Raw genomic sequence first — 25762 nt, 5'->3', positions numbered from 1 at the left:
GCACGTCAACCCTCGGCGCTCGCAGTCTCTTGCTCCAGCCCACGGCGACGGGCGCGCTCCTGTCGCTCCCGCCACTCCTGCCGGAGGTCCTCGATCAGCTCGGCCTCGTTCTGCTCGACCATGAGCGGGCCGTAGTGCGGATGCGCGCAGAGCGACCGGTAGATGCGCTCCATCATGTCCAGGCGTCGTTTGAACAGATCGTCGGGTTCGTCGGTGATCATCGGGATCGTCCTCCGTCTCGGTCACGTGTTCGCTCGGGGTGGAGACGCCGACGTTCGGCACGTTGGACGGCCCACACGACCCACTCGTCGTCCTCGGTGACCCACGAGCGGGTCGTCAGCGCGTGCGTCATGAGCGCTGCCGCGTCGTGGTCGTCCGGGTCTTGTGAGAGCGCCCGCTCCACCACCCACGTCCAACGCTGCCACCACAGGTCCCGGTGCACCGAGAACTCGGTATTCCGCCGCATCCGCCGCCCCTCGAGCACGGTCACGACCACACTCGCGGCGGCCACCGCCGCCCCGACCAGCGCGACCACCGCGCTCACCCATCCGACGTCCATGCCCCGAGCCTCACAGCACAGGACCGGCCACGCGGCGGGCGTGACCGGTCCTGTGGACGGTGCGCAGCGCCTCCAGGCTGTGCAGGAGGAGCGTGCAGGAGGCGCCGGATGACGCGCGACGTCAGTTGCCGGGGGCTGCGCCCTCCGTCTCGCCGGCGCCCGGGTCGCCCCCGGTCCCACCGTCGGTCGGCTCGTCCTGCGGCCAGCCCCGGAACTCCCAGCCCGACAGCGACGGGTGGTCCTCGCCCCTCGTGTAGGCGAAGGTCCGTGCAGCGTCCCGCGCTTCGGTGAGCTTGCTCAGCAGCTCCGCGTGCGCGTCGGCGTCGACCCGCGACAGGGCGTCGTGCGCCAGCGAGAAGCGGTCCATGTCGTTGAGCATGAGCATGTCGAACGGCGACGTGGTCGTGCCGTGCTCGAGGAAGCCGTGCACGTGCAGGTCGTCGTGACCGTGCCGGCGGTACGTCAGCTGGTGTACGAGCGACGGGTAGCCGTGGAAGGCGAACACCGTCGGTGTGCCCGGCAGGAAGACCTCGTCGTAGCGCTCGTCGCTGACCGGGTGCTCGTGCTTCCGCGGGTCGCCGAGGGACAGCAGGTCCACGACGTTGACGAAGCGCACCCCGACCTCGGGAGCGTGCTTGCGGATGATGTCCGCCGCGGCCATCGCCTCGACCGTCGGGACGTCACCGGCGCTCGCGAGCAGGACGTCCGCACGACCGACGGCCTGCTCGTTGCCGGCCCAGTCCCAGACCCCCAGGCCCGCAGCCGCGTGCGCGACGGCGTCCTCGATCGACAGGAACACCGGCTCCGGGTGCTTCCCCGCGACGATGACCTCGATGCGGTCGGTCGTCTCGAAGGCGTGCGCGGCGACGGCGAGCAGCGTGTTCGCGTCCGCCGGCAGCTTGATGCGGACGAGGTCCTGCTGCTTCGAGGCGACGACGTCGAGGAAGCCCGGGTCCTGGTGCGAGAAGCCGTTGTGGTCCTGCCGCCACACGTGCGACGACAGCAGGATCGACAGGTTCGACACGGGCGCGCGCCAGTCGATGTCCGTCGACGACTCGAGCCACTTCGCGTACTGGCCGACCATCGAGTCGATGATGTGCGCGAACGCCTCGTAGGTGTTCAGGAGGCCGTGGCGACCGCTGAGGACGTAGCCCTCGAGCAGCCCCTCGAGCAGGTGCTCGGACAGGACCTCGATCACGCGGCCGCGGGCACCGAGGTGCTCGTCGCCGGCGGCGCGACGGGCCCGCCAGACCCTCGAGGTGACGTCGAAGACCGCGTCGAGCTTGTTCGAGATCGTCTCGTCCGGGCCGAACAGACGGAAGGACGATCCGTTCCGCGAGGTCAGCTCCGCGAGCCACGGTCCGAGGGTCGCCGTCGAGCTGGCGTCCTCGCCGACGGGCACGGCGTACGGCTCGAGCGGCGGCCGGTCGAGCGCGGTGCGGATGCGGCCGCCGTTCGCGTGCGGGGTGGCGCTCATGCGGAGGTCGCCCTGCGGACGGATGGTCGTCAGGATGCCGGTCGGCTGGCCGTCGGCGTCGAAGAGCTCGTCCGGACGGTAGCTCCGCATCCACTCCTCGAGCTGCTCGCGGTGGCCGGCGTCCTCGCGGACCGCCGGCAGCGGGACCTGGTGGGCGCGGAACGTGCCCTCGACGCGCTCGCCGTCGACCTCCTGCGGGCCGGTCCACCCCTTCGGGGTACGGAGCACGATCATCGGCCAGCGCGGACGCAGGTCGGCTGCGCCTGCCGGCTGTCCGGTTGCGGCTCGCTGCGCCTGTGCACGCGCCGCGGCCTGGATGTCGTCGATGCTCGCGAGGGCACGGCGGAGGGCGCCGTCGAACAGGGCGTGCACGGCGAACGGGTCGTGGTCGACCCGAGCGGAGTCGACGACGATCGGGTCGTAGCCGAGGCCGCGGAAGTAGGCGGTGAGGTCCTCGTCCGGGACGCGCGCGAGGATCGTCGGGTTCGCGATCTTCCAGCCGTTGAGGTTGAGGATCGGCAGCACGGCACCGTCGGACACCGGGTCGAGGAACGTGTGCGCCTGCCACGATCCGGACAGCGGCCCGGTCTCCGCCTCACCGTCGCCGACGACGCAGGCCACGACGAGGTCGGGGTTGTCGAGCGCTGCACCGTAGGCGTGCGCGAGGGAGTACCCGAGCTCGCCGCCCTCGTGGATCGATCCGGGGGTCTCCGGCGCCGCGTGCGACGGGATGCCCCCGGGGAAGGAGAACTGCCGGAAGAACTTCTGCAGGCCCTCGGGGTCGGGCGTGATGTCCGGGTACAGCTCGCTCCAGGTCCCCTCGAGCCAGGCGTTGGCGTTCATCGCGGGACCGCCGTGCCCGGGACCGCACACGTAGAGCAGGTCGCGGTCGGTCTCGGCGATGAGCGCGTTGCAGTGCGCGTAGACGAGGTTGAGCGCGGGGGACGTGCCCCAGTGCCCGAGCAGACGCGGCTTGACGTCGTCCGGGTCGATGGGTCGGGTGAGCAGCGGGTTGTCGAGGAGGTAGATCTGCCCGACGGTCAGGTAGTTCGCGGCACGCCACCAGGCGTCGATCGCCCGGATCCGGTCGGTGCTCGGGATGTGTGCGGGGGCCATGCCCACACGCTACGGAGCAGGGGACAGGATCTCCCCAGGAACTCCGTCCAATCCGATCCGGCGAGGGTCCCGAATCCCTTGCATCAGCCGGGAAACACCCGGAGCGCTCACCAGCCGCAGGTAGCTGGTTCTCCACCCCTGTGCGGGGTGTGTTCGGCGCGCACTCAGGGAATCGCGCCGAGCGCGACAACGGAAGGAACCCATCATGCGCAAGTCCATGAAGACCTCGATCACCCTCGCCACCACCGGCGCGCTCGTCCTGGGTGGTGCCGCGTTCGGCATCAGCACCGCGAACGCTGCGACCCCGAACGTGCAGACGGTGTCCTCGTCGTCCGAGTCGAAGATCCCGGCCCCGGTCGCGTCGGTGCCCGAGGTCAAGGGTGGCAACACCGCCGTCGCGCTCGACAAGGGCTTCACCGACGCGCTGACCTCGCTGGGGCTGACCCCGGGCGTGTCCGGCAACGCCAAGCTCGAGGACGGGTCGGTGTCGTTCCCGATCACCGCCGGTTCGGTGACGTACTGGAGCCCGGACGGCAACTACCGCCCGTACGTGCAGGGTCTGCTGAACCACGACGACTCGGGTCTGACGCTCAAGGCCGGTGACACCACGGTGACGCTGGAGAACTTCGTCGTGAACCCGGGCTCGTCCAAGCTCTACGGTGACGTCCTGGTCAACGGTCAGGTCGCCGCGTCGAACGCGTACCTGTTCTCGCTGCACGGTGGCACGCTCAAGCCGCTCCAGCTCGAGGGTGACAACGCGATCCTGACCGGCACCACCGTCCACGTCTCCGACGACGCTGCGGGCCTGCTGAACCAGACCTTCAAGACCGACGCCGTCAAGGGCGGCCTCCTGGTCGGCACCGCGACCATCACCGCCCAGATCAAGTAAGCGCAGATCGGGTAACACCCCCGCGGCACACCACCGCACCCCACGACGCGAAGGCGCCGCCCCCGACCACGGGGACGGCGCCTTCCGCGCGTCGTGCGTGGCGTGCGGGTCAGGCCCGACGCCACCACCGACGCGGCCGTGCCGCCTGCTCCGCAGCCGCGCGGTCGGCAGCCGCGCGCTCGTCCGCGGCACGACGGGCGTCCCGCCGCTCGCGCCAGCGCCCGACCTCGGCATCGACGTCGCGCATCGGCGTGACGACCGGCGGCCCGCCGAGCAGCTGCCGCCGCGCCTCCTTCACCCGGGCGTTGAAGTCGACGAGCACCGCACGGACGTCGTCCTCGGTCGTGAGCGCGTCGAGGTGGTCGTCGAGCTCGGCGTCCTCGGTCCGCAGTGCCAGGGCCGGAGGAGCGATGCCGCGGATGTCCTCGCGCTCGATCTTGGCCTTGATCCACCAGTCCGGGTCGTGCCGTCCGTCGTTGCCCGGCAGCGGCTTGCCGTGGTACGGGTTGCCCTCGAAGACCCCGCGGCGCTCGGCCTCCTCGATGCGGGCGCGGGCGTGGCGCTCGACGTCCTGCAGCCGGAGCAGGCGACGTTCCTCGCGGACCTCGTCCGGGTCGAGGGAGCCGCGTTCGATCTCGCTGTCCACCAGCTGCTGGTACCGGTACCGGGCAGCTCGTCGCAGCCGGTCCATGCGTGCGTCGACGTCGTTCATCGCACGTCCATGATGCCCCCGACCGCCGACGCGGTGCCCAGGAGCCGGGCCGCGGCGCGTGAGGCCGTCGTGTCGGACGAGCCGTTCGGCGCACGCCTCGGAGCGTCCCCGGGTGCCGGGGGCCACGGTCGGTGCATGGGATCGCTGCCGCTGTGGGCGCTCGTCCTGATCTTCGTGGCCGGAGCCGCGGTGATCTGGGTCGCGGGCATCCAGCTCTCCAAGACCACCGACGTCCTCGACGACCGACTGCACCTCGGCAGCGCGCTCGGGGGGCTCATCGTGCTCGCGGTCGCGACGAACCTGCCCGAGATCGCCATCACGGTGAGCGCGGGCCTGTCGGGCAACATCGAGGTCGCCGCGGGCAACATCCTCGGCGGCATCGCCCTGCAGACGGTCGTGATCGCGATCCTCGACGCCTTCGGCAAGCGGGGCAAGGGGGTGCGGCCGCTCACCTACCGCGCTGCGTCGCTGACCCTGGTGCTCGAGGCGATCGTCGTCGTGGCGGTCCTCGCCGTCGTCGTCGCGGGGAGTCAGCTCCCGCCGGACCTCGTCGTCGCGCGGCTCACGCCGGACGTGGTGCTCATCGCGGCCATCTGGGTCGTCGGGCTCCTGCTCGTGCAGCGCGCCGGCAAGGGCCTGCCCTGGCACGAGGACGGACGCGCCCCGGATGCCTCCCCGCACACCTCGGGGCACCGGACCCGGAAGCAGGACCCGCCACGGATGAGCACGAGGAAGGCGGCGATCGTCTTCACGGTGTCCGCCCTGGCGACGCTCGTGGCCGGTGTCGTCCTGGAACGCGCCGGCGACGCGGCCTCCGAGCAGATCGGGTTGTCGGGCGTGCTCTTCGGTGCGACGGTGCTGGCCCTCGCCACGAGCCTGCCCGAGATCTCCACCGGCATCCAGGCCGTCCGCCAGGGCGACGACAACCTGGCCGTCTCGGACATCTTCGGCGGCAACGCCTTCCTGCCGGTGCTGTTCCTCGTCGCCACGGTGCTCTCCGGCAAGGCCGTGCTGCCGCAGGCGAACGCGAGCGACGTGTACCTGACGGCGCTGGCCGCGCTGTTGACGCTCGTCTACGCGGTCGGACTGGTGTTCCGACCGAGGCGGCGGATCATCGGGATGGGCGTCGACTCGTTCGTCGTGGTCGTGCTGTACCTGGTCGGCGTGGCGGGTCTCGTGGCGATCACCCTCGGATGAGCAGGGCGCGCGACCCTCGCGTCGGCAGGCCGACCCGCTCACCCGGGCCCCAGCCGGCTCAGGACTCGGCCGCGACCTCCTCGATCGTCAGCGCTGCCTGGATGAGCGCGAGGTGCGACAGCCCCTGCGGGATGTTGCCCATGAACTCGCCGGTCTCCGCGCTCAGCATCTCGCTGAACAGGCCGACGTCGTTCGCCTGCGCCACCATCTCGTCCATCAGCGTCCGGGCGTCGTCCACGCGTCCCGTGCACGCCATCGCCGCTGCGAGCCAGAACGAGCAGGCGACGAACGGTGACTCCTCCTGGTCCATGCCCGTGTACCGGTAGACCAGGGGGCCGTGCTGCAGCTGCTCCTCGATGGCGCGGATGGTCGATGCCATGCGCGGCCCTCGGTCGAACGACGACATCGCGTGCAGCAGGATCGACGTGTCCAGCGCGTCGGAGCCCGGGTACATCACGTAGTGCCCGCGTTCCTCGTCCCACCCGTGCTCCGCCACCCACTGCTCGATGAGCTCGCGGTTCTCGATCCACTTGTCCCGCGGACCGTCGATCATGCCCTTGTCGTGGAGCTCCACCGCGGCGTCGAGGGCCTGCCAGCAGCCGATCTTGCTCGTCACGTAGTGCTGCGTGTCCGTCAGCTCCCACATGCCGGAGTCGGGTTCCTCCCACCGGTGGCAGGCGTCGTTCGCGAGTCGCTCGAGCACCGAGGCCGTCTGGCGGTCGAGCACGTTGCCCGCGACGACGTACTGGCGGAGGATCTCGAAGACGTCACCCCAGACGCCGAGCTGCAGCTGGTCGCCCGCGCGGTTGCCGATCGTCACCGGGCCGACGCCCTTCCAACCGGGGACGTCGCGTTCCTCGACGTCGTCGGTCTTCGAGCCGTCGAGCTCGTAGAAGATCGGCATCGTCTCGTCGTGCGCGGCGATGGTCCGCATCACCCACGACACCGCTGCGTGCGTCTCCTCGCGGAGCCCGAAGCGGGTGAGGGCGTGCACCGTGTACGACAGGTCGCGGACCCAGGCGAAGCGGTAGTCCCAGTTCTTGCCGCCCGTCCGGTCCTCGGGCAGGCTCGTCGTCGGTGCCGCCGCGATCGCACCCGTGGGGGAGTAGATCAGCAGCTTGAGCGCGAGCGCACTGCGCTGCACGGCGTCCGACCACGGGCCGTCGTAGGAGAACTCCTCGGACCACGTCGCCCAGTTGGCGATGGTGCGGTCGACCGCGTCGAGCGTGCGCTCCGGCTCGGGCAGGAAGATCGGCTCGTTCTCGGTGCCGACGATCGTCAGGATCGACTTCGAGCCCTCGTTCGTGGTGAAGCGACCGGAGAAGCGCGGCCCGTCGTCGTGCACCGGCTCGAAGCCGTGCTCGACGATCGCGATCGTGACCCCGTCGATGCCGATCACGGCACCGTTGCCGGTGTCGAGGCGCTTCGGCTCCGCGGTGTTCAGCAGGGTGCCGGGGACGACGGCCCACTCCATCTCCACCGTGCCGGAGACGCCCTGCACGCAGCGGCCGATCTCGGCCCACGGCAGACGACCGGCGACACCGGTGACCATCGCGTCGGTGACCGTGCAGGATCCGGTGTCGGTCGTCCACGTCGTGACGAGGACGTTCGTGCCCGGCAGGTACTCGCGCTCGACATGGGCGTCACCGGTGGGACGCAGCGCGATGTGTCCCCCGTGCTCGGCGTCGAGGATGCTCGCGAACACCGGCGGCGAGTCCATCGACGGGATCGGCAACCAGTCGATCCGGCCGTCGCGTGCGACGAGCGCGACCGTGCGACCGTCACCGATCGCTCCGTAGGAACGGAGCGGCACGTAGCCGTCGGTCCGTTCCTCGTTGTCGGTCGCGTCGGGGGTGTCGCGGGTGCGCTCGGTCATGCCACCAGCCTGCACGGAGGGACGAGGCGACCATCAGCCGGACGTACCCCGCTGTGGATCGGTGAGCCGCGCCTCCCCACCGTGCAGGAGCGATCGCAGGAGCGACCGCCGGAGCGACCGCAGGAGCGACCGCAGGAGCGACCGCCGAGACGCGCGTCAGCGGCACAGCGGACGACGCGACACGCCCGGGCGACTTGTGCGGCCCGGGCGTGTCGCACTACTGTCGGTCCTCCTGCCCGACGGGCGGGACCGCCCGCCCCGGGCACCCGTGGAAGGACCGCGATGCGCGCCCAGCAGCACAGCAGCCGCACCGAGCACCAGCTCGATGCGCTCGTCGTGCTGCCCGCGCTGCAGTACGCGAACCAGTCCCTCCGCGAACCCGCGTAGGCACGCCGCCGTCTCCCGACGCTCCGTGCCCACCCGGCCCGGGGCGTCCCTCCCGTCGTTCCTCCACAGGTGCATCGCACCGGGTCGGAGGCGCAGGACCCGTCCGCCCCGGACCGTCACCACGACGGCCACCGGCCGTCACCACGACGGCCACCGGCCGTCACCGCGACGGCCACCCGGCCGTCGTCGACCGTCACGACGAAGGACGAACACCGTGGAGAAGATCACCGACCGATTGCTCAGCTGGGCCTCGATGCTCGAGGAGAACACCGAGCAGCAGGCCCGCACGACGGCCCGGATGCCGTTCGTGTTCCCGCACCTCGCACTGATGCCCGACGCGCACCTCGGGCTCGGCGCCACCGTCGGGTCCGTCATCCCGACCCTCGGCGCCGTGATGCCGGCCGCCGTCGGCGTCGACATCGGCTGCGGCATGATCGCCGTGCGCACGCAGTTCGGGAGGGCCGACCTGCCCGACGACCTGCAGCCCCTCCGCGAGCAGATCGAGCGGGCCGTCCCGCTGTCCGCGGGGGCCTCGAACCGCAAGATCGTCGCCACCGCCGCGCCGCGGATCGCCGAGCTCGAGACGATGGCCGAGGCCGCCGGCTTCGACCCCGCCGGAGCACACGGCGGCTGGCGGAACCAGCTCGGCACGCTCGGGTCGGGCAACCACTTCATCGAGGTCTCGCTCGACGAGCAGGACCGGGTCTGGCTCTTCCTGCACTCCGGGTCGCGCGGCGTCGGCAACAAGATCGCCCAGCGGCACATCACGGTCGCCAAGCGGATGATGCAGCGGTGGTGGATCGAGCTACCCGACCCCGACCTGGCCTACCTCGTCGAGGGCACGCCCGAGTTCGACCGGTACATCGCCGAGCTCCGGTGGGCGCAGCACTTCGCCCTGCTCAACCGCGAGGAGATGATGGACCGGGTCGTCCGGCAGCTGGCCGAGGTGCTCGGCCGGCCCGTGGACGAGCAGGAGCGGATCAACTGCCACCACAACTTCACGCAGCGCGAGACGCACTGGGGCAAGAGCGTCTGGGTGTCCCGCAAGGGCGCGATCCAGGCGAAGGAGGGGCAGCCCGGCCTCATCCCCGGATCGATGGGCACCGCCTCGTACGTCGTCGAGGGGCTCGGCAACAAGCCGTCGCTCGAGTCCTCGCCGCACGGCGCCGGGCGGCTGTTCTCGCGGTCCGCTGCCCGGCGGACCTTCACGCACGAGCAGCTGCGCGAGGCGATGGCGGGGATCGAGTACCGCGACACGGACGCGTTCCTCGACGAGATCCCCGCGGCGTACAAGCCGATCGACCAGGTCATGGCGGACGCCACCGACCTGGTGACGATCCGGCACACGCTGCGGCAGGTCGTCAACGTCAAGGGTGACTGACGGCGGACGGGAGGCGCGTGGCCGGGTCCGCCACGCGCCTCCCGTCCGACGCTCGTCCCGACACGCTGTGCGCCCCGCTGCGGACAGCGGTCCGTGCGTCGGGCACGCTCGAAGGGATGAGCGACCAGGCGGAACGAGCAGCACGCGAGACCGGACGACAGGCGAAGCGTGTCGCCGACAGCAGGTGGTTCGAGCTGACCGCGCGGGCCGGGTACGTCGGCAGTGGTGTGGTGCACCTGCTGATCGGGTACCTCGTCGTGCTCCTCGGGTTCGGGAACGCGTCCGGGGGCAGCGAGACCGACCAGTCCGGAGCGCTGCAGCAGCTCGCGGACGTACCCGGAGGCGTGGCCCTGCTCTGGGTCGTCGCCGTCGGGACCGCGGCGCTGGCCCTGCGGCTCCTGCTCGAGGCGGTCGTCGGCGGCCGGTCCGACAGCGCCCGCGCCTGGGCGGCACGGGCCAAGGACGTCGGCAAGGCGGTCGTCTACGGCGTCGTGTCGTACACGGCCGGGTCGTTCGCGCTCGGAGCCGGCAGGAGCTCCAGCGGGTCGACCCGGGGCGCGGCGGCGCAGGCCCTCGCGACGCCGGGTGGGGTGTTCCTGCTGATCGCCGTCGGTGCGGTGGCGATCGCGATCGGTGCGGCCCTGGTCGTGCAGGGATGCCGTCGCTCCTTCTGGAAGCAGCTCGTGCGTCCGCGGCAGCCGCTCGACCGTGCCGTGACCGTGCTCGGGACGGTCGGGTACGTCGGGAAGGGCATCGCCGTCGCGGTCGTCGGGGTGCTGATCGTCGTCGCGGGCGTCCGCAGCGACCCGGACCAGGCGACCGGGCTCGACGGGGCGTTCGACGCGCTGCGCGATCTGCCCGCCGGGTCGGTGGTGCTCGTCGCGGTCGGCATCGGGTTCCTGGCCTACGGCGTCTACAGCTTCTTCCGAGCCCGGTTCGCGCGCCTCTGACGCCGAGACGCCGGCGTCTCGACCGATGTGCACGGCCGCGAGACGCCGGCGTCAGCGCGAGACGCACCGAAGTCATCGAGACGCCGCTGGATCCGAGGGCGTCTCGCGGCGATGGCGTCGTCTCGCCGCGACGCCGGCGTCTCCGTGCACCGGGTCGCTGGTAGGTCGTGCACGCCGGCCCCGGTAGACGGGAGGGCATGACCACCGACGCCGTGACCGGGCCCGTGACCGTCTTCTGCGACGAGCAGGCGGTGCTCGCGGAGAGCATCGTCTGGGACCCGACCGCCGAGCGGCTCCGCTGGACCGACATCACCCTCGGGCTGCTCACCACCGCCCGCGCGGACGGCACGGTCGAGTCGAGCGTCGCGCTGCCGCCGCCCCTGGCGAGCTTCCAGCCCCGTGCTGCGGGCGGGTTCGTCGCGGCACTCGGCGACACGGTGGTGCTCACCGACGACCGCGGCGTGGTGGAACGCGAGCTGGTCCGGGTGCACCACGCGACCACCGAGATGCGGTTCAACGAGGGCAAGTGCGACCCGTTCGGCCGGTTCCTCGTCGGCAGCATGGACCTCTCCGACCAGGACCCGGCGGGAGCGCTGTACTCGGTCGAGCCCGACGGGTCGACCCGGGTGCTCCGCGGCGGCTTCGGCGTGACGAACGGCATCGAGTGGTCGGCCGACGGCAGCGTCATGTACGTCACGGACACGAGCACCTCGACGATCTACCGCGGCGCGTACGGCCCGGACGGCGAGCTCGGCGAGCTCGAGCCCTTCGTCAGCGGTGCCGCGCACGACGGGCTGGTCCGCGACGACGAGGGCTGCTTCTGGACGGCGGTCTACGGCGCCGGTCGTGTGGAGCGGTGGGACGCCGAGGGCCGGCACCTCGAGACCGTCGAGGTACCGGCACCGAACGTGACGTCCGTGGCGTTCGGCGGCCGGGACCTGTCGACGCTCTTCGTCGGCACCGCGCGTGAGAACAGCACCGAGGAGCAGCTCGAGCAGTACCCGCACTCCGGCGCGGTCTTCGCGGTGCCGACGCGGGTGCACGGCGCTCCCGCTTCCGCGTTCGGCGGCTGAACGGCGGGTAGCGTGGGAGGTCGCCGATCCCAGGAGGCCCCGTGACCGAACAGGACGAACAGGACGACCGGACCCCGCCGCCCGCTCCCGACCCCGCCGGTGCGCTCGCGCGGGCCGAGGACGCCGACGTGCAGGTCGAGGTCGACCGCATCGCCGTCGACGGCACCTACGTCCGGGTGAGCTCGATCGGGCAGCCGGGCGACCGCGCGTTCGTCCTCGTCGCCGGGCTCGGGATCGCCGCGACCTACTACGAGCGGCTCGCGCCGCACCTCAACGAGAACGGCCCGGTGCACGCCCTCGACCTGCCGGGCTTCGCCGGGGTCCCGCGGTTCCGGGGTGCCGTGTCGATCGAGCGGTACGCGGACGCGGTCGAACAGGTCATCCGTGAGCTCCGGCTCGAGGACCCGGTGCTCGTCGGGCACTCGATGGGCACCCAGGTGGTCACGGAGGTCGCCGCACGGAACCCGCACATCCGCGACCTCGTGCTCATCAGCCCGGTCGTCGACAGTCGTGCGCGGAGCATCCCGACCTCGGCGTTCCGCTTCCTGCGGTCCGCGCTGCACGAGCCCGCCGCGGTCCGGTGGCACGCCGTCACCGCGTACGCGCTCTGCGGGTGGCACTGGTTCCGGAAGGTGCTGCCGCAGATGATCGCGTTCCCGATCGAGGACCGCGCTGCCGAGGTGCAGGCCCGCACCCTCATCGTCCGCGGGGAGCACGACGCGATGGTGCCCCGCGACTGGGTCCGGTCCCTGGCGCGGGTGTTCCCGCACGCGGTGCTGCGCGAGGTCGTCGACGGAGCGCACTCCGTCATGCACGCGCAGGCGGACGCGGTGGCCCGGCTCGCCGTGGCGCTCGTCGACGGACGGATCACCGACCGTGGCGTGAGCTCCCTGCAGCGGGTGCGCGACGACACCACGTCGTCCGACCTGGCCCGGCTCGGCCCGAAGGACGCCTGGCTGGTCGTCAAGTCGCGCTTCATCGAGCTGTTCGGCATGGCGAAGGGCGACGACGAACAGCTGGAGCGGGCGAAGTCCGCGCACGCGGTCGCGATGGCGGACGGTGACGGCATCCCCGTGGACCCGGACGACCGCCGTGCGGTCGTCGACGACGTCGCTCCCGAGGTGCGCGACCGGCACTGACGGCGCGCCCCGCGCACAGGGTGACGGCCTGGAGGCGGGGGGGGGCCCCGGGCGGGGGGGGGGGGGGCCCGGGGGGGGGGGGGGGGGGGCGGCGGGGGGGGGGGGGGGCGGGGGGGGGGGGGGGGCCCGGCCCGGAGTGAGGCGGCGGGGGGGCGGCCCCGGCCGGCGCGCGCGGGGGGGGGGGGGGGGGGGCGGGGGGGGGGGCCCCCCCGCGCCCCGGGCGGGGGGGGGGGGGGGCCCCCCCCCCCCCCCCGGGGGGGGGGGGGGGGGCCCGGGGCCCCCCCCGCCTCCCGTCCGTCACGTCGGGGATACGTCCGGTCCGCCGAGCGGGCCGTATCCGCCACGCTGGGTGCGGCGTACCGACGTCCTTCGCCCTGCGGGCGAACGACGCGCGGCGTGTCCTGCCCGCTCACGAAGGAGCAGATCGCGCCGGTCAGAGGTCCGACGACCCGGGCGACCAGCCGGACTGACCCGCCGAGCGTCCGGCAGTCGATCGGCCAGGCACGATGGTGACCGAAGCGCTCACGGCCGCACACACACCGTCGTCGCCCGAACACGCGTGGTGCGGGCAGCGGCAGCCGACCTCGTGATTCGACGAGCACCCGGACCTGCTGGCACACCGCGACATCGGCACTGTCGAGCGGATCCCGGCCGACGAGCGCGGCGGGGTCGCCGAGGAGTGCATCCCCGTCGACGTCACCGAGACGAACATGAGCGGCGCCGACCCTGGGACCCTGCAGGGGTGGCAGTTCTGCTTCCACCAGACGGCGGACGGGTGGCGGCTGTACGACGAGGGCTACGGTTGATCGGCCGAGCCGTTCCCGGGAGGACCACGACGTGACGACGAGACGAGCGACCCGCGCAGAGGCATCGGCCTGCGGGACGGTGCTGGCGCGCGCGCTCCGGGACGACGCCGTCGTCGCAGCGGTCATCCCCGGCGAACACCGGCGCGAGGAACGACTGACGCAGTCGTACACCGCGAGCCTCCTGACCGGCGCCTTCGCGGACGGGGTGGTCGACGTGGTCGAGTCCGCGGACCGGATCCTCGGGCTCGCCGCGTGGGAACGTCCCGGACACCGCACGGGGCTCGCCGATCGTCTGCAACAGTTCCCGAGGTACCTGCGAGCGATCGGCCTCCGACACCTGCGGACGGCACTGCGCACGTCCGAGGTGTTCGCCCGGCACCGACCCGCGACGCCGCACTGGTACCTCGCCGACGTCGCGGTCGACCCCGCCGCCGCCGGCCGGGGCATCGGCTCGGAACTCCTGCGCACCGGCCTCGTCCGCGTGGACGAGGAGCACGCTGCCGCGTACCTCGAGGCGACCACACCGGGGAGCCGGCGGCTCTACGAACGATTCGGCTTCGTCGCCGGTGCCCCGCTCGGGCTCGCCCCCGGCGGGTACCCCGTCGCCATGCACCGCCCAGGGCGTCCCTGAGGCACCACCGTCCCGTCGCGCTGGCGTGGGCGGCCCGGGCGCGCTACTGTTCCGGGCAGAGGGAAAAGACCCGCGCCGTTCGTCGGCCGGGAGCGTGCACGCGTCTCACGGGAGTCGCCACTTCTTCATCGAAGGAGTGCACCCGTGTCTGCACACACCCCACCCGCCCGTCTCCGTGACGCGTGGATCGCCCTGTCCGGGCTGTCCGCCGTGTTCCTGTTCGAGATGCTCGACAACTCGGTCCTCACCGTCGCCCTGCCGACGATCGGCCGTGACCTCGCCGCCTCCACCGCCTCGCTGCAGTGGGTCTCGAGCGCGTACTCGGTCGCGTTCGGCGGCCTGATGCTCCTGTTCGGGGCGGTCGCCGACCGGTTCGGCCGCCGCCGCACCATGCTCGTCGGGCTGGTCCTGCTCGCGGTGGCGAGCGCGTCGACCGTCCTCGTGACCAGCGTGGAGCAGTTCGTCGCCGTCCGTGCCCTCATGGGGCTCGCCGCCGCGATGACCACCCCGGGCTCGATGGCGCTGACCTTCCGGCTCTTCGCCGGCGACGACCTGCGCGTCCGGGCGCTGACCGTGGTGTCGACCGCCGGACTCGTCGGGCTCGCGATCGGCCCGACCATCGGCGGCTTCGTGCTCGCGGTGGCGCCGTGGCAGGTGCTCCTGGTGGCGAACGTGCCGATCGCCCTCGTCGCGCTCGTCGGCATCCGGTCCGGGGTCACCGCCGACCGGCCGGAGGACCTGCACCGGCACCCGCTCGACCTGGTCGGCGCGGTGCTCGGGACGGCAGCGGTGGTCGGGGTCCTGGTGACCCCGACGCTCTTCGTGGTCACCCCGGGGTGGGGCGCGTGGGTCACAGCCGGCGCCACCGTCGCGGCCGTCGTCGGGTTCGTGGTGCGCGAACGGTCCGCCCGGCACCCGCTGCTCGACCTCGCCCTGGTGGCGCGGCCCCTCGTCGCGAGCGGTCTGGCGTACAAGGCTGCGGCCGGCCTCGCCACCGCCGGGCTGTCCTACGCGGTGACCCTGCAGCTGCAGGCCGCGTGGGGGTGGCCGCCGGCCCTCGCGGCGATCGGGACCCTGCCCCAGGTCGTCGTGCTGCTCGTGAGCGGCCGCTTCGTGGCGCCCTTCGTCCGTCGGGTCGGGCTCGATCGGGCCGCGTGGACGAGCGCCACGGCCGTCGTGGTCGGGCTCGCCGTGTTCACCCTGCTCGGACGTACCGGGTACCCGGCCGTCGCGGTCGCCCTCGTGCTCGTCGCGGGCGGGATGCGTGTCGTCGGGGCGGTCGCCGGCGCGAGTGTCCTGTCCGGGCTGCCGACCGACCGCACGTCGATCGGGGCGGCGCTCGTCGACACCGCGAGCGAGCTCGCCACCGCGGTGGGGATCGGGGCGACCGGCACGGTGCTCGCGGCGTTCGTCCCGGGCAGCATCACCGTCGCCCGGACCACGGCCGTGCACGCTGCCGCCGTCGTCGGTGCGCTGCAGGTCGCCGGGGCCGTGATCACCGTGGTCGCGGCGCTGCTCGTCACCGTCGGGGTGCTCCGCGCGCGACGCGGCGTCGGCACACCGGAACCGACGCCGGCCCCGGCCCCGACACCGACCCCGTCCCCGCCGATGCCGTCGACGGCCACGTCCACGTCCACGTCCGCGTCCTCTTCCTCGTCCACTTCCGCCGACCACCACCAGGAGTCCTCCCGTGCCTGAGACCACCACGCCCCGACCGCCCTTCGACCCCGAGCTCGCCGTCCTCCTCACCGCGCTCGAGGCCCGTGGCCCGTTCACCATCGACGCCGCGGCCCTGCCCCGGATGCGCGCGCTCGACGTCAGCGAACAGGAACTCGACGACCGACTGCGTTCCCGCGGCCTCGAGCGGCGGAGCATCACCGTCCCCGGCCACGGCGGCGACCCCATCGACCTCGCGGTGATCCAGCGCGCCGGTCGGACCGGTCCGACCACGGGCGTCTACACGATCCACGGCGGCGGGATGGTGATGGGGCACCACCTCGGCAACCTCGACTCGTACGACGACTGGCTGCTCGACCACGACGTCGTGCTCATCAGCGTGGACTACCGCCTCGCCCCGGAGCACCCCGACCCGACCCCCGTCGAGGACTGCTACGCCGGACTCGTCTGGGTCGCGGAGCACGCCGACGAGCTCGGCATCGACCCGGCGCGCATCGTGGTGGCCGGGCAGAGCGCGGGCGGGGGCCTGGCGGCGGGGACGGTCCTGCTCGCTCGTGACCGGAGCGGGCCCGAGGTGCTCGCGCAGGTCCTCGTCTCCCCGATGCTCGACGACCGCGACGACACCGTGTCCACCCGGCAGATCGACGGCGTCGGCGTCGCCGACCGCCAGGCGATGCACTTCAGCTGGGGCGCCTACCTCGGCGAGCGCCGTGGTACCGACGACGTCTCCCCGTACGCGGCACCCGCGCGCGCCGAGGACCTGTCCGGGCTCCCCCGCACGTACGTCGACTGCGGCAGCGCCGAGGTGTTCCGCGACGAGACCGTGGCGTTCGCGAGCGCGCTCTGGGCCGCCGGGGTCGACGCCGAGCTGCACGTGTGGCCGGGCGCGTTCCACGGCTTCACCAGCATGGTCCCGGGTGCGGCGGTCTCGCGCTCGGCGGTCGCGGCCCTGGCCGACTGGACGACCCGGCTGCTCGGGGAACCCGACCCGGTCCGGACGCCGGGGGCCTGACCGGGCGCGACCGGCAGCAGCGGCGGCGGGCGGGGCGAGAGCTCGGGCGGACAGCGGACAGCGGGCAGCGGCGGCGGGCAGCGACGAGGATGGAGCGCACCGCCAACGACGGCGGTGGCACCGGCACGTCCCCGACCTCCCCCGGAAGGACCGCACCGCATGCTCATCCCCCGCCCCCGCTCCCGCGTCGACGGCACCGGCTCGTTCACCCTCGACGAGCGGACCCGCGTCACCGCCGACCCCGCGGCCGAACCGGTCGCCCAGTACCTGCAGCAGGTGCTGCGCGCATCGACCCGACTCCCCCTGTTCGGCGCCGGCGGCGCGACCGACGTCCCCCTGGTCGCCCTCCGGATCGCCGCCGACCCGAGCGACCTGCCGGAGGGCCCCGGCGGTGACCGCTCGGAGGCCTTCCGCCTCGCGGTCACCACCGGCGGCGTCGTCGTCACCGGTGGTGGCCCGGCCGGGGTCTTCTACGGCGTCCAGGCGCTGCTCCAGCTCCTGCCCGCCGACGTGTACCGACGCGGCCGGGTGCGTTCCGAGGGGTGGACGCTCCCGGCCACCGTCGTCGAGGACGCCCCGGCCTTCGCCTGGCGCGGCGTGATGCTCGACGTCGCCCGGCACTTCCGCACGAAGGCCGAGGTGCTCCGCCTGGTCGACCAGCTCGCCGTGCACCGGATCAACCGCCTGCACTTCCACCTGACCGAGGACCAGGGCTGGCGCATCGAGATCACGAAGTACCCACGGCTCACCGAGATCGGGTCGTGGCGCACGGAGTCGCAGGTGGGCGCGCACGTCCCCGACGCGGACGGCACGCTCCGGGTGGCCGGCAAGGACGGTCGCCCGCACGGGGGCTCCTACACGCAGGACGACATCCGCGAGATCGTCGCCTACGCGGCCGACCGGTTCGTCACCGTCGTGCCGGAGATCGAGACCCCCGGGCACGTCCGCGCGGCGCTGGCCGCGTACCCGGAGCTCGGCGTGCACCCGGACCGGCAGCTCGACGTCTGGACCGAGTGGGGCATCGCGCACGACGTCCTGAACGCCGAGGACAGCACCGTGCAGTTCTTCCGCGACGTCCTCGACGAGGTCGTCGCGCTCTTCCCCTCGGAGTACATCGGGATCGGCGGTGACGAGTGCCCGAAGGACCAGTGGGAGGACGACCCGCGCACGCAGGAGCGCATCCGCGAGCTCGGGCTCGAGGACGAGGAGCAGCTGCAGGCCTGGATCGTCGGGCAGCTCGCGGCGCACCTCGAGGCGCACGGACGCCGGGCGTTCGGCTGGGACGAGATCCTCGAGGGCGGCACGCTGTCCCCGTCGGCGACGGTCGTCTCGTGGCGCGGGCTGCAGGGCGCGATCACCGCAGCCCGACGCGGGCACGACGTCATCGCGACGCCGGACGACCAGGTCTACCTCGACTACCGGCAGAGCGACCTGCCGAACGAGCCGATCCCGGTGTCGATCGTGCTCACCGTCGACGACGTGTACGCGTTCGACCCGGTGCCGACGGAACTCACCGGGACGGAGCGGGCGCACGTCATCGGTGGCCAGGCGAACATGTGGACCGAGCACGTCGACTCCGTCAGACGGCTCGACTACCAGCTGTTCCCCCGGGTGGTCGCGCTCTCCGAGGCCCTCTGGTCGGCGGACACCACCCGTCCCCGCGACGTCGGGGAGTTCCGGCAGCGTCTGGCGCACCACCTCGGTCGCCTCGACGCCCTCGGTGTCGAGTACCGGCACGAGTCCGGCCCGCGCCCCTGGGAGGAACGACCCGGCGTACCGGGCCGCCCCCAGACGCGCGCGGAGCGCGCCGCGTACATCGACGCGGTCACGGCGAACATCGCGGACGGCGCGTCGACGCCGTAGTCGCGACCGGGTGGCGGACGGGAGGCTCGTGGCGGCACCGCCACGAGCCTCCCGTCCGCCGCGCGTCGAGACGGAGCCGTGGTCGCGTCGCCGGGACCGGCGTCAGTCCTCGGCTGCGGGGATGATCGACTCGAGCAGGCGGAGCACCCGCTCGCCGTCGACCGCCTCCGGGTCGAGCAGCCACTGCACCTGCAGGCCGTCGGACGCGGCGATGCCGAGGCTCGCCAGGTCGACGGGGTCGAGGTCCGCGCGGATCCGACCGGCCGCCTGGTCGGCGGCGATCAGCTCGGCGAGGTCGGCGCGCAGCCGGGTGAAGCGCTCGCGCATGAAGTCGCGGGTGGCGGGGTGACCCTCCTGCACCGCGTCGGCGGCGAGGGTCGTGTAGAGCTGCACGAGCCCGGGGACCTCGCGGTTCCGCGACGCGCTCTCCCGCATGTCGCCGATCGCCGACCGCATCCGGTCCGGGGCGTCCTGTTCGCGGACCTCGTGCTCGCGGTAGACGGCGAGCAGCAGTTCGTCGCGGCTCGGGAAGTAGTGCCGGAGTGCCGCGTGCGTGATGCCGAGCGCGTCGGCGACCGATCGGAGCGACGATGCGTCGACGCCCTGCGCCGCGACCATGCGGATCATCTCGTCGAGGATCTGCGCACGGCGTTCGGCGCCCTTGCGGTACCCACCGCGTCGGGGCGGGGTCGCGCCGTCGTCGTCGACCTCGTGCGTCATCCCCCCAACTTACCGCTGGAAGGTTTTCGCGCCACCCCGCGGTCGCCGCTAGGAGTCGTTCGGCTCCGCAGCGCCGTCGGGGTCGACCGTGTACTCGTCCACGGGGGTCGGGGTCCCGACGGCGAGGGCGTCGGTGATCTGGGACAGGCAGCGCGCGAGCACCTCGTTGTCCTCGCTCGACAGGTGGTCCATCACGCCGACCACTGCCTCGTGGAAGCGGGCGTACGACGAGTCGATCTTCTCGGCGGCCTGCACCGTGGGCTCGAGCACCTGTGCCCGACGGTCGGTGGGGTGCGGTACGCGGACGATGTCGCCCTTCGCCGCGAGCCCGTCGACGATCTTCGTGACCGACGCGTTCGAGACGTTGAGCATGACGGCGAGGTCCTTCGGCCCCATCGCCCGACCGTCCCGGTGCGCCTGCAGCATGTACCGCACGGTGAGGAACTCGTTCTTCGTCAGGCCGCTCTCGGTGCGGGCCTGCTCGAGCTGCTGCTCCTCGACGTGCTGCAGGCGCAGGAGTGCGTCGACGGCGACCTTCGCTGCCTTCGACCGCGGCTCCCTGGCGTAGAGGTGGACGTGCTCACGGCGGACGACGGTCAGGGGCATCGGCTGGTGGGGTCTCTCTGTCGGGCGGATCCGGTCGGAGCGGGTGGCTACGCGGTGGGCGCCGTGAAGAAGTCAGCGTACGACGGTTCGCTGCGCGTCGACAGGAGCGAGGGGTCCTGGATGCGCCGGGACACCCAGGCGTCGATGACGGCGGGGTCGGTCAGACCGACCCGCGTGTGGGTCGCGGCCAGCCGTGTGGTGCGCGGCATCCCGGAGTACGTGCTGTGCATGAGTGATCCCGCCTTCCTGCGTCGTTGCCGTCCTGGTCGGACGAGTGAACTGTTTCACGACGCGAATGATCAGTGCAACGAACTTTTCGCGTTCTGTACGGTTCGCGCGGCACCCGACGGGGCGGGGCCAGGATGGGTCCATGGCCTACATCGCCGCGGACGACCGCTACGACTCCATGCCCTACCGCCGAACCGGCCGCTCGGGCCTCGACCTGCCACTGCTGTCGCTGGGCTACTGGCACAACTTCGGCGACGACAAGCCGTTCGAGACGCAGCGGGCGATCAGTCGTCGGGCGTTCGACCTCGGCATCACGCACCACGACCTCGCGAACAACTACGGGCCGCCCTACGGCGCCGCCGAGGTGAACTTCGGCCGGCTGATGCGCGAGGACTTCCGTCCCTACCGCGACGAGATGGTGATCTCGACCAAGGCCGGGTGGGACATGTGGCCCGGGCCGTACGGGCAGGGCGGCGGCTCGCGGAAGTACGTGCTCGCCTCGCTCGACCAGTCGCTCGAGCGGATGGGCCTGGACTACGTCGACGTCTTCTACTCGCACCGGCTCGACGCCTCGACCCCGCTCGAGGAGACGATGGGCGCACTCCACACCGCCGTCCAGCAGGGCAAGGCGCTCTACGTCGGGATCTCGTCCTACGACGCCGAGCGCTCCCGGCAGGCCGTCGAGATCCTGCGCGACCTCGGCACGCCGCTCCTCATCCACCAGCCGTCGTACTCGATGCTCAACCGCTGGATCGAGGACGAGGGGCTCCTCGACGCAGCCGGCGAGCTCGGTTTCGGCGTCATCGGCTTCACCGCGCTCGCGCAGGGGCTGCTCACCGGGCGCTACCTGGACGGCGTGCCGGAGGACTCACGTGCCGCCGCCGGCAAGTCGCTCGACGCCGGCACCCTGACGGACGAGGTCGTCGGACACCTGCGGGCGCTGGACGACATCGCGTCCGCCCGCGGTCAGAGCCTCGCGCAGCTCGCCCTCGCGTGGGCGCTGCGCGACGAGCGGGTGACCTCGCTCGTGATCGGGGCGTCCCGCGTGGAGCAGCTCGAGCAGAACGTCGCGGCGCTCGGCAACCTGTCGTTCACGGACGACGAGCTGCGTCGCATCGACGAGCACTCGGTCGGCGTGCTCGACGTCGACCTCTGGTCCGGAGCCCGTTCCGGCCAGGTGAGCTGACCTCCGGTCCCGGATCGCAAGACGCAACGTCGGCGGTTGCTCGCAGCGGTACGACGCTGCGAGCTGCCGCCGACGTTGCGTTCCGCGGGAGGAGGAGGGCGTCAGGCCATGCCGAGGCGCTCGTCGAGCAGCGCCAGGAGCCGCTCCCGGAAGGGCACCGACGACCAGCCGTGGTCGGCGCCGTCGACGACCGTCAACCGCGCGCCGGGCAGGAGTTCGGCGTAGCGGCGGCCGTACGACACCGGCACGATCGCGTCCTCGGTCCCGTGCACCACGTCGGCGGGCCCGGCGTAGTCGGACACCGGGCCGTACACGTCGAGGCCGTCCTGAACGTCGGCGATGAACGCGCCACCCAGGGGCATCCCGCCGAAGTCGAACCAGCCGCGCTCGCGCACCGGGGCGAGGGGCTGCCCCTGGATCGCGTCGTGCTCCGTGATGTCGTCGACGACGACGCCGGCCGGCGACCACAGCGTGAGCGTCCGGACGCGCGAGGGCTCCCGCGCCGCGGCGAGCGCCGACTCCACCGCGCCCAGGCTGTGCGCGACGACGTGCACGCCCCGTCCGCGGTCGGCGGCGCGGATCATCGAGACGACCTGCTCCACCTCGTCGCGGATGGTGATGTCCGCGAACTCCCCGTCGCTGACGCCCTGCCCGAGTCGGTCGTGGCTGCGGACGACCGCGCCTCGGGCGACCAGGTGTCGTGCGGTCTGCACGAACAGCTGGTGCCCGCCGAGCGCACTGTCGCTGAAGCCGTGCACGAGCAGTACGACGGGGGCATCCGCCGCCCCGTCCTGCGGCTCCCACTGCCAGCCGCGGATCGTCCGACCGTCGTGGTCGAGCGTGGTCGGGGTGGTGCGGGGGTCGACACCCCGCAGCGGCGCACTGGCCATCAGTTCGTCCGGTCCGCCCAGCCGGCCGGCAGGTCGCCGGGAGCGGTGTCGACCACGGTCTCGTCGTCCTCGCCGACGTGCTCGAACAGCGTGATGTGCGCGAACTCCGGCACGACGTAGATCGGGTAGGTCGGCCCCTCGTCGCGGAAGCGCTGCATCTCGTCCAGGTGGTCGTTCTGGTAGAGCACGGTCTTCTGCCCGTCGAGCTCGATCCAGCGCGGGAAGAAGATCGTCCCGTGCAGGACGCGCTGCTCGGGGATGACGTTGACGACGACGCTGGTACCGGTCGGCTCGTTCCAGGACACCTTGTAGACACCGGGGGCGAGGGCGACGAGGTCGACGGTCTGGTCCTTCACCCAGCGGCCACCGACGTGCCCGGTGTGGATGCGGTAGTCGATGGTCGTGGCGTTCTTGACGTACATCTCGTACTGCCAGCCGTTGGCGTACGTGTAGACGAACCGGTGGCCGACGATGCCGGTGAGGTCCTGGGGCGGTTCGGGGTGCTCGACGGAGGTCTGTGCGCTCATGCGATCGAGTTTGCACCCGGAATGGTTTTGTTGCAAACACTTCTCGCTGCTAGGTTGCCGTGTGTGCAGGGTACGGACGCATCGGACGCCACGACGCAGGTCGCGCGCAGGCTGAGCGACCGCATCGGCCCGTTCCGGCGCGCCCTCCTACGCACGTCCCGCGAGGTCGCCGACCTGCCGGACCTGCCCGACGCCCAGGTCGAGGTGATGCGTGCCCTGACCGGGTCCACGACCACCCCCTCGGCCCTCGCCGCCCGCCTCGGTCTCGCCCGCTCGACGGTGAGCAACCTCGTCTCGGCGATGGAGTCCGTCGGACTCGTCGAGCGACGCCTGGCCGCCGGCGACGGACGCCGGACCGAGCTCCGCCTGACCCCCCTGGCGGAGGAACGGCTCGCCGCCTACGACGAGGCATCGGCCGCGGTGCTCGTCGAGGCACTCGGCCGACTCGCACCCGAGGACCGCACCGCGCTGGCCGCCGCGCTCCCCGCACTCGAGCACCTGCACCACGAGATCACGCACCGCGGCGACCACTGATCGCCATCGGGGCACCGTTCCCAGCAGGCTCCGAGCGGTTTTTTGGCACTCCTGAGGGGAGAGTGCTAGAACGGGTCGCAGTTGAGTCGAGGGGACTCAACGAAGACCACGAAGGAGTTGATCTCGATGACGATGCAGTTCGACCCGTTCCGCGAGCTCGACCGAATCGCCGGCTCCCTGCTCGGAGCCGGAGCCGGTGCTCCCCGCTCGATGCCGATGGACCTGTACCGCACCGGCGACCACTACGTCCTCGACGTCGACCTGCCGGGCATCGACCCGGGCTCGGTCGACGTGGACGTCGACGGCTCGGTGCTGACCATCCGCGCGGAGCGCACGCTCGGCGCCCCGGAGGGCTCCCAGTGGCTCACCCGGGAGCGCCAGCCGGGCACGTTCGTCCGGCAGCTCACGCTCGGTGACCACCTGGACACCGCGCGCATCAGCGCCGCCTACGACAACGGCGTCCTGAGCGTGACGATCCCGGTCAAGGAGTCCGCGAAGCCGCGCAAGATCGACGTGACCACCGGCAGCGGTGCGCAGCAGCTCGCGGTCGGCAGCGGTTCCGCCGAGTAGTCCGGGGGCGTGCGGTGACGACGATCATCAACGCCCTCCTCGCCGTCGCGGTCGTGACGGGAGCGCTGGTCGCGACGAGCCTGGACCGTCGGGTGGCCGTGCTCCTGGGCGCGGCCGGCAGCACGGCGGGGAACTTCCTCACCTGGCTGGTCGCGCCCGGCGCGTGGGCACAGGTCCCGCTCGTCCCCTGGCTCGCCGCGGCCGCCGGCACGGTGGCGCTCATCGCACTCTGGAGTGCGACGCGCCTCTGGTCCGGCATCTTCGAGCCACCGCGCGCACCGCGCGACGACGACACCGCCGCGCTGGTGACGGTGGGTGCGGAGTCGTGACGGGGTGACCACGTGACGGACGGGAGGCGCGGTGCCGGCTGGCACCGCGCCTCCCGTCCGTCTCCCGGTCGCGTCGCGCGACCGGCGGGACGGTCACTCCTTGTGAAGCGTGTCCTGCACGAGGCCGGCGGTCTTCTCGACCACGTTCGGCAGCTCGGTGGTGCCGTACAGCCGGACGTCCGGGTGCGTGGGCGGGGGCATCGGCACCGAGGTGGTGGGGCCGTCGTGGTACGAGTACTCGCCCTTGCCGTCGAACGACGGGCCGCTCGCCCACGGGCCGTCCGCCGCCGCCTTGCCGTCGGAGAAGTTGAGGTACTGGTAGTTGACCTCCTGGTTCTCCTTCGACTGCGGGAAGTTGCTCGGCACCGGGAAGCCCTCGACGCCCTTCTCGCGGAGCTCCGCGGCGGCGGTCGCCCACATGTTCTGGTGCATGGTGTCGCGCGCGATGAGGAACGAGAGCAGGTCCCGCACGCCGTGGTCGTCGGTCATGTGGTAGAGCCGGGCGGCCTGGACGCGCCCCTGCATCTCGGCGTTCTCGTTCGCCGTGAAGTCGGCGAGCAGGTTGCCGGACGCGGTGATGTACGAGCCCTGCCAGGGGTTGCCGTTGCTGTCCACCGGTCGGGCTCCGGCGCCCGCGACGATCGCGTGCTGCACGTCGGTGCCCCCGACGATCGCCGCGACGGTCGGGTCGTCCTGCAGCGCGTCCTCGGTGATGCCGAGCGGGCTCTTCTCGAGCAGCTGCGCGATCATCGTCGCGAGCATCTCGACGTGGCCCATCTCCTCGGCACCGATGCCGAACACCATGTCGCGGTACTTGCCCGGGATGTGCATGTTCCACGCCTGGAACTGGTACTGCAGCGCGACGGAGATCTCGCCGTACTGGCCGCCGAGCACCTCCTGCAACTTGCGCGCGTACACCGCGTCGGGCTTGTCGGGGGTGGCCTTGAACTGGAGCTCTTGCTTGTGGAAGTACAACTCGTTCTCCTGTCTCGGTGATCGTCGTACCGTCGTCGTGCACGGCGGCACGGCCGGGTCCGGTCGTCGTCTCCGACGGTCCGCGCCGGTGACTGGGCGGGCGTCCGGGGTGGACGGATCACGCGGCCCCGGTGGCCGGATCGCGCGGACGAGGTCCCGGTGCCTCCGGTCTGTACGCAGGTGAGTCGTCCCCGCGGCGGGGTCGTGAGCGGGGAGCCCGTGTCGATCGCCCACCGCGTGCTGGGACAGCTGACGATCTGACGGGTTCGTCCTGCAGGACGACCCCGTTCGTCCCTCCGCACGATGCACGGCGACCGGGTCGACCGCCAGGCTCGGTGGCATGGAGAGTTCGACCAAGCACGTGATCGCCACCCTCGCCACCTGCGCCGCGATCGTCGTCGTCACCGCGGTGGCACTCGTCGCGATGTCCCCGATGCCGTGATCCACCGTCG

25 protein-coding genes are annotated in these 25762 nt (G+C 72.3%); 14 read left to right on the top strand and 11 right to left on the bottom strand.

What is annotated here, in order from left to right; all coding sequences use genetic code 11:
* Positions 1-5: 5 nt before the first annotated feature.
* From ABIC52_RS10545 to ABIC52_RS10535, 3 genes are all read right to left on the bottom strand, one after another.
* Positions 6-221 carry a hypothetical protein gene (locus ABIC52_RS10545; RefSeq protein ID WP_126891430.1) on the bottom strand — a complete coding sequence of 72 codons (216 nt, stop codon included), beginning with the start codon at positions 219-221 and terminating at the stop codon, positions 6-8.
* The gene (locus ABIC52_RS10540) at positions 218-559 is read right to left on the bottom strand and encodes a hypothetical protein (protein WP_126891429.1); all 342 of its coding nucleotides are present in this window, start codon (positions 557-559) and stop codon (positions 218-220) included. The genes ABIC52_RS10545 and ABIC52_RS10540 overlap by 4 nt, the downstream gene beginning before the upstream one ends.
* Positions 560-680: 121 nt before the next feature.
* Complete coding sequence (locus ABIC52_RS10535) at positions 681-3152, bottom strand: phosphoketolase family protein (protein WP_354027281.1); 2472 nt, start codon at positions 3150-3152, stop codon at positions 681-683.
* A 205-nt stretch (positions 3153-3357) separates the two neighbouring features.
* Here ABIC52_RS10535 and ABIC52_RS10530 point away from each other — a divergent pair, with 205 nt between their 5' ends.
* The gene (locus ABIC52_RS10530) at positions 3358-4041 is read left to right on the top strand and encodes an ABC transporter substrate-binding protein (RefSeq protein ID WP_126891427.1); all 684 of its coding nucleotides are present in this window, start codon (positions 3358-3360) and stop codon (positions 4039-4041) included.
* Positions 4042-4150: 109 nt separating this feature from the next.
* On the opposite strand, the gene ABIC52_RS10525 is transcribed toward ABIC52_RS10530, so the two are convergent.
* A complete protein-coding gene (locus ABIC52_RS10525; RefSeq protein WP_209676219.1) occupies positions 4151-4753 on the bottom strand; it encodes a DnaJ family domain-containing protein in 603 nt (200 codons plus the stop codon).
* 135 nt (positions 4754-4888) lie between these two features.
* On the opposite strand from ABIC52_RS10525, the gene ABIC52_RS10520 reads away from it, so the two are divergent.
* Positions 4889-5950 carry a sodium:calcium antiporter gene (locus ABIC52_RS10520; protein WP_209676222.1) on the top strand — a complete coding sequence of 354 codons (1062 nt, stop codon included), beginning with the start codon at positions 4889-4891 and terminating at the stop codon, positions 5948-5950.
* Positions 5951-6008: 58 nt separating this feature from the next.
* Here the strand turns inward: ABIC52_RS10520 and ABIC52_RS10515 are convergent, their stop codons facing one another.
* On the bottom strand, positions 6009-7826 hold the full coding sequence (locus tag ABIC52_RS10515; RefSeq protein ID WP_354027280.1) for a glycoside hydrolase family 15 protein: 1818 nt from the start codon (positions 7824-7826) through the stop codon (positions 6009-6011).
* A 601-nt stretch (positions 7827-8427) separates the two neighbouring features.
* Here ABIC52_RS10515 and ABIC52_RS10510 point away from each other — a divergent pair.
* The 8 genes from ABIC52_RS10510 (at position 8428) to ABIC52_RS10475 (ending at position 18745) form a co-directional block, all read left to right on the top strand.
* The gene (locus tag ABIC52_RS10510) at positions 8428-9594 is read left to right on the top strand and encodes an RtcB family protein (RefSeq protein ID WP_126891953.1); all 1167 of its coding nucleotides are present in this window, start codon (positions 8428-8430) and stop codon (positions 9592-9594) included.
* Positions 9595-9710: 116 nt separating this feature from the next.
* Positions 9711-10544 (top strand): DUF1206 domain-containing protein, encoded by an 834-nt coding sequence (locus ABIC52_RS10505; RefSeq protein ID WP_126891954.1) that lies wholly within the window; start codon positions 9711-9713, stop codon positions 10542-10544.
* Between the two features lie 197 nt (positions 10545-10741).
* Positions 10742-11617, top strand: a complete 876-nt coding sequence (locus tag ABIC52_RS10500) for an SMP-30/gluconolactonase/LRE family protein (protein ID WP_354027279.1) — start codon at positions 10742-10744, stop codon at positions 11615-11617.
* A 41-nt stretch (positions 11618-11658) separates the two neighbouring features.
* Positions 11659-12756 (top strand): alpha/beta fold hydrolase, encoded by a 1098-nt coding sequence (locus ABIC52_RS10495; protein ID WP_354027278.1) that lies wholly within the window; start codon positions 11659-11661, stop codon positions 12754-12756.
* Between the two features lie 837 nt (positions 12757-13593).
* Positions 13594-14193 carry a GNAT family N-acetyltransferase gene (locus tag ABIC52_RS10490; RefSeq protein WP_354027277.1) on the top strand — a complete coding sequence of 200 codons (600 nt, stop codon included), beginning with the start codon at positions 13594-13596 and terminating at the stop codon, positions 14191-14193.
* Positions 14194-14337: 144 nt separating this feature from the next.
* Positions 14338-15891 carry an MFS transporter gene (locus tag ABIC52_RS10485; protein ID WP_354027276.1) on the top strand — a complete coding sequence of 518 codons (1554 nt, stop codon included), beginning with the start codon at positions 14338-14340 and terminating at the stop codon, positions 15889-15891.
* Complete coding sequence (locus tag ABIC52_RS10480) at positions 15884-16882, top strand: alpha/beta hydrolase (protein WP_126890003.1); 999 nt, start codon at positions 15884-15886, stop codon at positions 16880-16882. Before ABIC52_RS10485 ends, ABIC52_RS10480 begins: the two co-directional genes overlap by 8 nt.
* Positions 16883-17041: 159 nt before the next feature.
* Entirely contained in the window at positions 17042-18745 is a 1704-nt protein-coding gene (locus ABIC52_RS10475; protein ID WP_209825037.1) for a beta-N-acetylhexosaminidase, read from the top strand.
* Positions 18746-18847: 102 nt separating this feature from the next.
* Here ABIC52_RS10475 and ABIC52_RS10470 read toward each other — a convergent pair whose 3' ends face one another.
* Genes ABIC52_RS10470 through ABIC52_RS10460 form a run of 3 tightly spaced genes read right to left on the bottom strand, consistent with a single transcriptional unit; the run spans position 18848 to position 20301 of the window.
* Complete coding sequence (locus ABIC52_RS10470) at positions 18848-19465, bottom strand: TetR/AcrR family transcriptional regulator (protein ID WP_126890001.1); 618 nt, start codon at positions 19463-19465, stop codon at positions 18848-18850.
* Positions 19466-19513: 48 nt separating this feature from the next.
* Positions 19514-20071 carry a MarR family winged helix-turn-helix transcriptional regulator gene (locus tag ABIC52_RS10465; protein ID WP_066651217.1) on the bottom strand — a complete coding sequence of 186 codons (558 nt, stop codon included), beginning with the start codon at positions 20069-20071 and terminating at the stop codon, positions 19514-19516.
* Positions 20072-20118: 47 nt separating this feature from the next.
* A complete protein-coding gene (locus tag ABIC52_RS10460; protein ID WP_126890000.1) occupies positions 20119-20301 on the bottom strand; it encodes a hypothetical protein in 183 nt (60 codons plus the stop codon).
* A gap of 140 nt (positions 20302-20441) precedes the next feature.
* On the opposite strand from ABIC52_RS10460, the gene mgrA reads away from it, so the two are divergent.
* Positions 20442-21485, top strand: coding sequence for an L-glyceraldehyde 3-phosphate reductase (gene mgrA, locus ABIC52_RS10455; RefSeq protein ID WP_354027275.1), 1044 nt, complete (start codon positions 20442-20444; stop codon positions 21483-21485).
* 101 nt (positions 21486-21586) lie between these two features.
* On the opposite strand, the gene ABIC52_RS10450 is transcribed toward mgrA, so the two are convergent.
* Positions 21587-22375 (bottom strand): alpha/beta hydrolase, encoded by a 789-nt coding sequence (locus ABIC52_RS10450; RefSeq protein WP_354027274.1) that lies wholly within the window; start codon positions 22373-22375, stop codon positions 21587-21589.
* Entirely contained in the window at positions 22375-22902 is a 528-nt protein-coding gene (locus tag ABIC52_RS10445) for a phenolic acid decarboxylase (protein ID WP_354027273.1), read from the bottom strand. Before ABIC52_RS10445 ends, ABIC52_RS10450 begins: the two co-directional genes overlap by 1 nt.
* Positions 22903-22965: 63 nt before the next feature.
* On the opposite strand from ABIC52_RS10445, the gene ABIC52_RS10440 reads away from it, so the two are divergent.
* From ABIC52_RS10440 to ABIC52_RS10430, 3 genes are all read left to right on the top strand, one after another.
* Positions 22966-23436, top strand: a complete 471-nt coding sequence (locus tag ABIC52_RS10440) for a MarR family winged helix-turn-helix transcriptional regulator (protein WP_354027272.1) — start codon at positions 22966-22968, stop codon at positions 23434-23436.
* A 126-nt stretch (positions 23437-23562) separates the two neighbouring features.
* Entirely contained in the window at positions 23563-24006 is a 444-nt protein-coding gene (locus tag ABIC52_RS10435; protein ID WP_354027271.1) for an Hsp20/alpha crystallin family protein, read from the top strand.
* Between the two features lie 14 nt (positions 24007-24020).
* On the top strand, positions 24021-24335 hold the full coding sequence (locus tag ABIC52_RS10430; RefSeq protein WP_126889994.1) for a hypothetical protein: 315 nt from the start codon (positions 24021-24023) through the stop codon (positions 24333-24335).
* A gap of 93 nt (positions 24336-24428) precedes the next feature.
* Here ABIC52_RS10430 and ABIC52_RS10425 read toward each other — a convergent pair whose 3' ends face one another.
* Entirely contained in the window at positions 24429-25310 is an 882-nt protein-coding gene (locus tag ABIC52_RS10425) for a manganese catalase (RefSeq protein WP_126889993.1), read from the bottom strand.
* Positions 25311-25762: the final 452 nt, after the last annotated feature.

Source organism: Curtobacterium oceanosedimentum (assembly GCF_040545555.1).
Classification (GTDB): domain Bacteria; phylum Actinomycetota; class Actinomycetes; order Actinomycetales; family Microbacteriaceae; genus Curtobacterium.
The sequence above is the reverse complement of the archived record's forward strand: the minus strand, read 5'-3'. Positions and strand labels throughout refer to the sequence as shown.